The organism is Collinsella sp. BIOML-A6, from assembly GCF_009875845.1.
GTDB classification, from domain to species: Bacteria; Actinomycetota; Coriobacteriia; order Coriobacteriales; family Coriobacteriaceae; genus Collinsella; species Collinsella aerofaciens_H.
This window is the reverse complement of sequence record NZ_WWSL01000044.1, coordinates 1-9,663: the sequence shown is the minus strand read 5'-3', so window position 1 is coordinate 9,663 and position 9,663 is coordinate 1. Positions and strand designations below refer to the sequence as shown.

General features: G+C 52.2%; 7 protein-coding genes. 5 read left to right on the top strand and 2 right to left on the bottom strand.

Features of this window, described 5'->3' with window-relative positions; all coding sequences use genetic code 11:
- Nucleotides 1-77: 77 nt before the first annotated feature.
- From GT495_RS10345 to GT495_RS10325, 5 genes are all read left to right on the top strand, one after another.
- On the top strand, nucleotides 78-683 hold the full coding sequence (locus GT495_RS10345) for a PTS mannose/fructose/sorbose/N-acetylgalactosamine transporter subunit IIC (protein ID WP_370457658.1): 606 nt from the start codon (nucleotides 78-80) through the stop codon (nucleotides 681-683).
- On the top strand, nucleotides 680-1,498 hold the full coding sequence (locus GT495_RS10340) for a PTS system mannose/fructose/sorbose family transporter subunit IID (protein WP_370457657.1): 819 nt from the start codon (nucleotides 680-682) through the stop codon (nucleotides 1,496-1,498). The genes GT495_RS10345 and GT495_RS10340 overlap by 4 nt, the downstream gene beginning before the upstream one ends.
- A 73-nt stretch (nucleotides 1,499-1,571) precedes the next feature.
- The gene (locus GT495_RS10335; protein WP_161162576.1) at nucleotides 1,572-3,875 is read left to right on the top strand and encodes a glycoside hydrolase N-terminal domain-containing protein; all 2,304 of its coding nucleotides are present in this window, start codon (nucleotides 1,572-1,574) and stop codon (nucleotides 3,873-3,875) included.
- A 170-nt stretch (nucleotides 3,876-4,045) separates the two neighbouring features.
- Entirely contained in the window at nucleotides 4,046-5,056 is a 1,011-nt protein-coding gene (locus tag GT495_RS10330) for a LacI family DNA-binding transcriptional regulator (RefSeq protein WP_161162575.1), read from the top strand.
- 317 nt (nucleotides 5,057-5,373) lie between these two features.
- Nucleotides 5,374-6,726 (top strand): ATP-binding protein, encoded by a 1,353-nt coding sequence (locus GT495_RS10325; RefSeq protein ID WP_161162574.1) that lies wholly within the window; start codon nucleotides 5,374-5,376, stop codon nucleotides 6,724-6,726.
- A gap of 73 nt (nucleotides 6,727-6,799) precedes the next feature.
- On the opposite strand, the gene GT495_RS10320 is transcribed toward GT495_RS10325, so the two are convergent.
- Both GT495_RS10320 and GT495_RS10315 read right to left on the bottom strand, forming a co-directional pair.
- Nucleotides 6,800-8,302, bottom strand: coding sequence for a hypothetical protein (locus tag GT495_RS10320; protein WP_161162573.1), 1,503 nt, complete (start codon nucleotides 8,300-8,302; stop codon nucleotides 6,800-6,802).
- Nucleotides 8,303-8,539: 237 nt separating this feature from the next.
- Entirely contained in the window at nucleotides 8,540-9,547 is a 1,008-nt protein-coding gene (locus GT495_RS10315) for a DUF5692 family protein (RefSeq protein WP_161162572.1), read from the bottom strand.
- Nucleotides 9,548-9,663: the final 116 nt, after the last annotated feature.

Sequence of the window (9,663 nt, the reverse complement as noted above, 5' to 3'; positions counted from 1 at the left end):
GGGGCCGCGGGGGCGTTCGGCTAACTGCGGGAACGGCCTATTTGCTCAATGTGTTCGGCTGAGATCGGAAATCAACCATTGGTGGATATACTCCGCCTGACACCATTTCAGGTGCAATTATAGGTACTGCACTTGGCATTCTTTCAGGCAAGGGGGCAACTGCCGGCATTGCTATCGCAGTCCCGGTCGCGGTGATAACCCAACAGCTCGATGTTCTTGCGAAGACCGCTGACATCTACTTTGTCAAAAAAGCTGATGCGGCCGCCGAGAAGGGCGATATTAGCAAGATCAGTTTTTATCAATATGCTTCTTTGGGAATAATCGTTCTTTTCAAGGTTATCCCAATTTTCCTTGCAGTTCTCGTTGGCGGAGAGTATGTCCAAGCTGCATTCGACATGATTCCTGATGTGGTAATGACTGGTTTGAATGTTGCTGGCGGTTTGTTGCCAGCCATTGGTTTTGGCATGCTTCTCAATTTGATGCTTAAGAAAGACAATTGGGTTTTTCTCCTCGTCGGTTTTATCTGCGCGGCGTTTGGCGGTATGTCCACGATTGCGATTACATTTGTTGGCGTAGCGGTTTCTTACATTGTCATCATGATGTGTGGCAATGACGCATCTGCTGCTAAGGCAGCTGATGGGATCTCTGAGGATTCGGATGTGGAAGAGGAGTATGACCTGTGAGCGAGAAAAAGAATGCCATCACCAAGCGTGATGTGAATAGCATGTTCGGTCGTGCCCTGATGTACGGCGCATCTTGGAACTACGAACGCATGCAAAATCTTGGTTTTCTGTATATGATGGTTCCGGCGCTTAAGCGAATTTACGGTGACAAGGATCCTGCTGAGATGTCGCAGGCAATGAAGCGTCATCTAGAGTTTTTCAACACCCATCAGACTGCAGCTCCTTTCATTGGGGGCGTTGCTGCGGCGATGGAAGAACAAGAGGGCAATAGGGCTGGTAGTGCTATTTCCGGTATCAAGGTTGGTTTGATGGGACCGCTTGCCGGCATTGGAGATTCTCTGATTTGGCTGACCCTCGTACCGATTTGTTTCAGTGTCGGTGCTTCTTATTCAGCACAGGGCAGCATCATTGGCGTGCTCCTCGCTTTGCTGCTTATCAACGTGATTAATGTTCCGTTGAAATATTTTGGTTTGAAGTTCGGTTACACGAGCGGCTCTAAATTTATCCAGGAAAGCCAGGCTCGCGGCACGCTCGACAAGATCACAAGTATGGCAACGGCTCTGGGTCTCGTGCTGGTTGGCGGCCTTATACCCACTATGTTTTCTGTAACATTTGGCATCTCCTTCACTCAAGGTGATTTGACTGTTAGTTTGCAGAAGATTCTCACGAGCTTGCTTCCCGGTGTTGTCCCCATGCTGATTACTTTGCTGATGTGCAAGTTGGTCCGTAAGGGTAAGAGCCCCGTCATGCTCATCGTTGCAACACTGATCGCCGCCGTTCTTTTGACTATGTGTGGAGTTCTGGTTACTGCTTAACTACCAATTTGTAAGGTTATCTGGGTGCGTGCGCTTCATGCGTTGCGCACCTTCTTTTTAAGGGGAGGTCGGCATGGAGCTGTGGTATTCAAAGCCTGCGGGAGCGTGGAATGAGGCGCTTCCAATCGGAAATGGTCATATTGCGGGCATGATTTTTGGAGATACCAAACATGAGAAGATTTGCTTGAATGATGAGACGATCTGGTATAGGGGCAAGACCGATCGAAACAATCCCGATTCTCGCGAACATCTCGCTAAAATCAGGGAGCTTCTAGTTAACGGAGACGTAGCAAGCGCTGAGGAACTCGTTCGACTTACCATGTTTGCTACGCCGCGAGACCAGAGTCATTATGAGACTATGGGCGAGTTGTTCATTGAGCAAGAATACGTGGGTGACGCTAAATTATACCGACGTTCTCTTGATATTGACAAAGCCGTAGCTGCAGTTGAGTTTGAATCTGATGGTGTACGGTACCGCAGAGAGTATTTTTGTAGCTTTTCGTCAAATGCGATGATGATTCGCTTTACCGCCTCTGAACCTGGTGCGCTGAAGCTGAATTGCACTTTGGGGCGAAAAAAGAGATTCAACGATGGGGTTCGTCAAATCGAGAACGGCATTATTATGTGTGCGCATGCAGGAGGTGCGGCAGGCGTAGGGTTTCAGGTTGGCTGCCGTGTGCTTTCTAGCGATGGCGATGTAGATATATTGGGTGAAACTATTGTTATTCGCCATGCCAGCGCAGTTGATATGGTCCTCTTGTCAGCTACGGATTATTGGGACTATGCTGGCGACGAAAAATGCGAGCAGCGTCTTCGCGAATATAATGCTAATTCGTATGATAAGCAGTTCTCGCATCATGTCGAACGTTATCAGGATCAGTTCGAGCGTGTGTCACTTAATTTCGAACATACCGGCCCTTCTTTCGACGATATCCCCACGGACGAGAGGATACGCCGGTTGGCGGCGAGTGGGGAAGATATTGGCTTACTCAAGCTCGCCTTTGATTTTGGACGGTATCTGCTTATTTCTTCTAGCCAGCCTGGAGGACTTCCAGCAAACCTGCAAGGAATATGGTGCGACGAGATTGATCCTATTTGGGGCTCAAAATATACAATAAACATCAATACCGAGATGAATTATTGGCTGTGTGGCCCATGTAATTTGCCCGAAGCTCAGCTTCCTTTGTTTGACATGATTGAGCGAATGAGAGAGCAGGGTAGAGTGACTGCGCGGAAAATGTACGGTGCACGCGGCTTTACATGTCACCATAATACCGATGCTTTCGGAGATACCGCGCCACAATCCCATGCAATTGGGGCTGCCGTTTGGCCACTGACTGTTCCATGGTTGCTTACACATATTTGGGAGCAGTGGCGGTATACTGGAGATAGACAGTTGCTGGTCGACCATTACGAGTCGTTCAAAGAAGCCTTCCTCTTTTATGAGGACTATCTTTTCGAATATAAAGGCAATCTAGTTACCGGTCCTTCGGTGTCGCCCGAAAATCAATTTAAGATGATGGATGGAACTGTGGGCAACGTCTGTATTGCCCCCACAATTGACGGTGAGATATTAAGGTTTTTCTGTGAATGTTGTCTCGATATTGCCAAGGAACTGGGCGATAATAATGATTTTTCCGAGCGTGTGAGCAGTGTTCTAGAAAAACTACCTCCTATCAAAATAGGCAAGCATGGCCAAATTCAAGAATGGCTGGAAGACTATGAGGAAGTGGAGATTGGCCACCGACACATCTCTCCCCTGTTTGCTTTACATCCGGGCCATGAAATTGATATCGAAAAGACCCCAGAACTTGCGCGCGCGGCGCTGCGCACCATTGAGCGCCGTACGGCAAATAATGATTATCTGGACAAGAAAAACCGTGACGGTGCAATCGACGACTGGAAGGGCGCAGGACTTCATGCCAGCACTAGAACTGGATGGAGTGCTGCATGGCTGGTGCATTTTAACGCGCGCTTGCAGCAAGCTGAAGCCTGTTATTCTGAGCTAATGGGCATGCTCGCAAATTGCACTCTGCCTAATATGTTTTGTGACCACCCACCGTTTCAAATCGATGGTAACTTTGGGTTGACCAGCGGCTTATGCGAGATGCTGCTACAAAGTCAATCGGATGGACTTCGAGTGTTGCCCGCCCTACCGCAAGCGTTGCACAGCGGCTCATTCTCGAGGCTGCGTGCACGTGGAGGCTTTGCGGTAAGTGCGGTGTGGCGTGAGGGTACGATTACTCATTTGGAGCTTGAGGGTGCGCCGCGCTCGACGATTACTGTAGAGGTTCCTGCAACAATTTCTCCGTTTGCAGAGATGCAAAAGCTTGACGTTAAGCTGAATGAGAATGGTTACTGGGAACATACTTGGTAGTTGACCAGAATGAATCGAATAGCGGGGTCGTCATTTCCTTGATGGCCCCGCTGGCACTAAAGCTTAATCGGGCGCGCCTCAGGATCTTCCTATTGATATTTGAACCTGCCAAAGATATATGGATAATAATATAGGAAGAATGAATCTAGTATCTCTATAGGTGAATTAAATTGGCAAATATTCGGGAGATCGCGCAACTCGCCGGCGTTTCGGTTGGTACTGTCTCTCGTTACCTTAATGGGGTTACAGTTAGAGATGCTAACGCAAAAGCTATTGCTGATGTTGTCAATAGGCTCGGCTACCGCCCGAGCATCGTGGCTCGCTCTCTTGCTAAGAATGAAAGCTATACGATCGGTGTTCTTATGGCTAACGCGGGCAACGTATTTGTTGGTTCGAGTATCGGTCGTCTAGAAACTAAGTTGGAGCGCATAGGTTACTCGGCTTTATTTATTGATTTCCACAACGATACCGATGTTCTTCAACAGAAAATAGATTTCTTGCAGAGCCGTCAAGTTGATGCAATCGTTATCTTTTTATCAGAAGTAGAAGACGCAAAGCTTAGGAATTTAACTAACTTTGATTGTCCAGTAATTGTTGTGGACAACCCCATCCCAAGTGACAAAATAGACTCGATTGTAGTGGACAATTCAGAAAGCTCTTGCCGCGTTATTTCTGAAATGATCAAATTTGGCCATAACAGAATAGGGATTATTGCTTCATCTCAAGAAACTTATGTTGGCAGGGAGCGATTGAGTGGCTGGCGTCGAGCATATATTGAGGCTGGCTTAACTATACATGATGAAGATATAGTAACCTGCAATTCTACGAAAACTGGTGGATATGCCGCCGCTCGAAAGTTGATGAACTATGGCGCTGTGAGCGCAATATTCGCCAGTAATTATTATATGGCGTTAGGTGCTTTGAAGGCCATGAATGAACTGGAAGTACGCCCTGGGGTAGATATGGGGTTTGCCAGTTTTGATGATTACGATTTTAGTGATGTCCTCTATCCTCCTTTGACGGTAATTTGTCAGCCGATGAACGAAATAGTTGATTTGATTATGCGCATGGTTTGCCACCGTTTGGACGGCAATACCGACGACTACGGTGTGCATGTCCTTAAATGCAATGTTTTGATGACTGAATCAGTTCGTAAACCATCAGCAATCTTGCCTCGCTAATGTTTTCCTGAGATTTCTATAAGACAAGAATGATTGGTATTCAGCAAAGTGCATCGCTTACGTTCCTACGTTGTCAACGTGGGAAGAATTTGCAGGCGTGTTAGCGCCGGAGAAATATAGCGATGAATTCCTGCACCTTAGTCATTGTGGCTCATCAATCGGGAACTCTATATTTTCCGGCCAGGGGCTTCGCTTATTTGTAAATAAAAAGATTTGTCACTTCATATCCCCATTAATCAAGCTACACACAATCTTGCTCTTTTACTAATCAAGAATTGGTATAATCTTGATTAGCTAGAGAGCAAGATCGGAGAACCATGGCATTCAACGACCTGGTGGCCCAGAAAATAAAGGACTTTGAGCAACAGGGAGTTCCGCAGGTCTTTGAGCGAGACCTTGATCTGGGAAACCCGCAGGAGCCAAAGCGCGACAACATCGTACATGTGATTGTAGGAACCCGTCGTTGTGGAAAGACGTATCGCCTGTACCAGGAGATGCGGCGGCTCCAGGATCAAGGCATCGAGCTTGACCGGATGCTTTACTTTAATTTTGAGGATGAGCGCTTGCGTCCGTATGAGCCATCGCTGCTCGCGGATGTGCTCGATACATTCCATGCGCTATATCCTGCTGCTCGAGGCGAAGGCGCCTTCCTTTTCTTTGACGAGATCCAGGAAGTTCCCGAATGGGGTGCGTTTCTGCGGCGTGTAGTCGATACGGAAAAAGCGACCGTTTACGTGACGGGATCTTCTTCTAAGATGCTGTCCTCAGAACTTAAGAGTGAGTTCAGGGGCCGTTCTCTTGTAAGAGAGCTTTTTCCATTGAGTTTTTCGGAATACGTCCGATATAAGACGGGGAGCGTTTTCGAGCCAGATGCGACCTTTTCCCCAAGCGATGCAGCGCTGCTTCGACATCATCTGATCGGATATCTTGAACGAGGGGGATTCATCGCGACGCTTGAGCAGGCGCCCGCAGACGCGATTCAACTGCTACAGGAATTTGCTTCGCGAACGGTCGCTATGGACGTCGTTGAGCGTTACGACGTCAAGAACCCTCGCCTGGCCTCGCTGTTCCTAACGCGGTGTATGGCATCTTCGGGACGAGAGCTGTCGGTGAACAAGGTGTACAACGAGTTCAAGAGCAGACAGATACCCGTCAGCCGTAATTCGCTCAGCGACTTACTTGAGTATTACGAGGATGCCTACCTGTTGTTTTCGGTGCCGGAGTTCACACGTTCACTGGCAAATAATACGCGGTCTGCGTCTAAGGTCTACGCTGTCGATCCTGCGATGTTCGGAGCGTTCTCTCCCGCATCGGCATTGGACCAAGGCCAGAGACTCGAGACCGCAGTGTTCAACGCGCTAAGAAGAAGGACTCCCGCGGTGAGGATCGGATCGGTCTGCCGCCTGCTGATCAAAGAGAAGAGCAAAAGCCATGAGGTGGACTTTGTGGCTGGGGACGCACTTCTCATGCGGGCTTATAGCCTGATTCAGGTGAGTGTGGATATGGCAAGTGAGAAAACGCGCGAGCGCGAAATTGCCGCGCTTGATGCCTCGATGGCCCAGTTCGATCTTGGCGAGTCGGCAATCGTTACCATGGATGAGCAGGCCGATATTCCATGCGAGCACGGTGTGGTACACGTTGTGCCCGCATGGAAGTGGCTCCTCGCCTAATCATCTACGGATCTGTGGGGCCAGGACCTCCTGGCCCCTTCATTACGGTTGGGGAGCACCATGATGCGCCCGGCTAGTCCTGGGCCTTGATACTCGGCAGGAGAATCTGGGCGAGGTAGTCGGTCTCGAGTTTGGTCGCGGCGTCTGCCTTGCCGTCTTTACCGACCAGGTCGTTTTTGATCTGGTTGTATGTGTAGCGGTTGCCGGTCGTGAGCTCGACAAGCTCAATCGCCGTATCCATGGGGTAGGTCGACACGGGGTTCTGCGTGCGCCCGTTGATGGTTTGAGGGACCACATACGGATAGACAGGACCGCTCGCATAGACGGTGTAGCCGTTGCCCAGGCTGACTGTGCCCAAAACCGTATCGCCGTCGTCGGGGGTAAAGGTCTCGCCGTCGCGCACCGCGACGAGCGTCACGAGCGGTGTGTTGGTGTTGCCGTCCAGATAAACGCACAGCGTGCTGCCGTTTTGCCAGGTCGCAACCTTGCCGTACCACTCGACGGGAATATCGAGCTGGTAGAGGTCGGTTGCCTTGTGGCGAGCGTCAGCATCACGGGATGCCTGTGCCTCGCTTGCGCTTACGGCGTTGGCGGCGGCATCGCGGCGCGTAATTGCCGCCTGCTGGAGTATCTTTGCCGCGGCGGCAGAGCTCGCGCCGCCTTCCTCGGCATACTTGGCGGCGGCATCGATCTGGTCGTCAGTCACCGTGTCGGCCGAAGGCACCTTGAGCTTAAAGGTGGCCTGGGCACTCAAATCCTGTCCATCGCTCTTAATGGTGACCTGCGCCTTGGTGGTCGGGACAGTGTAGATGGTGCCGTCTTCCGCGATGGGGGATCCAGCAATGGAGAGCGTGTAATCGCCGGGCAGCAGCTTAATGCCACGACCGTGCTCGTCAACGTAGAGCGTTTCGCTCACGGAAGAACCGTCGGAATCCTGCCCGCTCACCTGTACGGGAATCTTGGAGCCGGTTGAGCAGTCGAGGCCCGCGGCATGCACGCCAATCTGCACCGACATCATCGTGTGCGCACTGGCCGCGGCAGCGGCAGCCTGCTCTTGCTGATATCCGTTCCAGGCAGCATAGCCTGCGCCGCCGGCAACGAGCGCGACGGCCACAACGCCGGCAACCATCAGGTTGCGGCGCTTGGGCGGTATCTTACGATGACGAACCTCGGCTTCGCGTGCCGAAGGAACGGACGGTAGGGGAATATCACCCATGGCGATGGTCTCGTCTACGACAGGCGCAGAGCCTAAGCCGGGGAGCTCGCGGGTCAGCGAATCTTCGGCCGGCAAGCTGTCGAGCAAGATGGTTTCCTCGCTCGTGTCGGATTCGGGCTGGTCGTCTGCCTCGCATTCGGATTCCTCGTGCCCCGTCTCGTCTTCGGTGGGCGCGGCGCCATCGTCTTTTGCATCCTGATCATCGGGCTGCGCCTCGATTTCCGGCTCATCCTGCGCATCAATGCTCGAATCGTCAAACGCAATCTCGGCCAGCGCGATCTGGTCTAGGCTCTCCAGGGCCTCGGCACACGCTTCTGCATCTTGGGCCGCATCCTCTTGGCCTATCGTCTCATCTTTCATATATCCCCCAAGCTCGATATCGGGACAACAATGTACCCAAAATTGGCGTCATATAGGGCCGTCAGGCGGTTGGAAATCTGATTTTATCCGTGCGAGAGGTTTTGAATATGTGCTCGAACGCGCGCAACAACAAAAAGCCCCGGAAAGCGGGAGAATCGCTTTCCGGGGCTGCGCATGACGCGCGATTGCGGCATCGGCTAAGTTTGCCTACATCCAAATGTGGACGGAATAAACACGTTACTCGGCGTGAGCGTAATCCACTTTGGCGCGGCGGGCGGTGGCCTTCTCCCAATCGTTGGTGCCCTCAAAGACATCCTGCTTGTAGGGATTGCGGCCGAGCTTCTTGGCGCGGTAGGCGACGTAGATGATCGCGGCGATGTTGGCGATCAGCGCGACGACCGAGACCGCGGTGGCGGCACCTGCATCGAGCGTGGAGTGGGTCACAAAGATGGACTCCTCCTGGAAGTAGGGGAACACCTGGGCAAACATGCACCAAATAGCTAGCGTAAAGGCGCGGTTCTGGATCCAGCCGCCCTTGTTCCAGATAAAGGCGGCGACGGTGGGCGCCAGCAGCAGCGCAAAGCCGCAGAACCAGGAGTGGGTGGGCAGGCAGTTGTAGGTGTAGCAGAAGTTCCAGATGTCGTAGGCGATGATGTAGACCCAGGTCATGTCGGGCCACAGCATGTCAGTCTTGTCCTCGGAGGCGTAGACGCTCCACCAACCGGTCATGCAGAAGATGTTGATGATACCGGCGATGCCGTTGAACACGTTGTTCCAGCCGGCCAGCTGCGTAGCACCTTCGGAGGTGACCCAGGTGGACTGGCCTAGGACAAAGAAGTGATAGGCGCTCTCAAAGTCGGACACGACGGCGATCATGATGTTGATGGCCACGATCACAAACGGCCACGCGCGGAACCAGTGCGCCTTGCCGATCTTGCCCCACTGGTACTTAATGGCAATGAAGCCCCAGCAACCGGCAAGCGCCGCGTATACCTTGGCGTAGTGGAACCAGCTGTTCTGGTACACATGGGTGGGGTTGGTGAGCGCCCACTCGGCACCCTGCGAAACGCCGATGGCGATGGCGACGCAGTAGATGGTCATGGCCAGCGGAGCCACGCCAAAGATGATGGCCGCGCCGAGCTTGGTGCGGCGGCCGACCTCGTTGAGCACGATCAGGCCGATAAAGACCATGGCCCAGCCGACCCAGTGGATAAGGGTATTGCTACCCCAAACATCGAACAGCATGCTGCTCTCCTTTCACACGCCCGCGGCCCCTCTTCCGATGGTTGATTTCCGATCTCAGCCGAACACATTGAGCAAATAGGCCGTTCCCGCAGTTAGCCGAACGCCCCCGCGGCCCC

Coding starts and splice junctions, on each gene's coding strand:
- GT495_RS10320 (WP_161162573.1), bottom strand. CDS start 8,302: ATGAAAGATGAGACGATAGGCCAAGAGGATGCGGCCCAAGATGCAGAA.
- GT495_RS10335 (WP_161162576.1), top strand. CDS start 1,572: ATGGAGCTGTGGTATTCAAAGCCTGCGGGAGCGTGGAATGAGGCGCTT.
- GT495_RS10315 (WP_161162572.1), bottom strand. CDS start 9,547: ATGCTGTTCGATGTTTGGGGTAGCAATACCCTTATCCACTGGGTCGGC.
- GT495_RS10325 (WP_161162574.1), top strand. CDS start 5,374: ATGGCATTCAACGACCTGGTGGCCCAGAAAATAAAGGACTTTGAGCAA.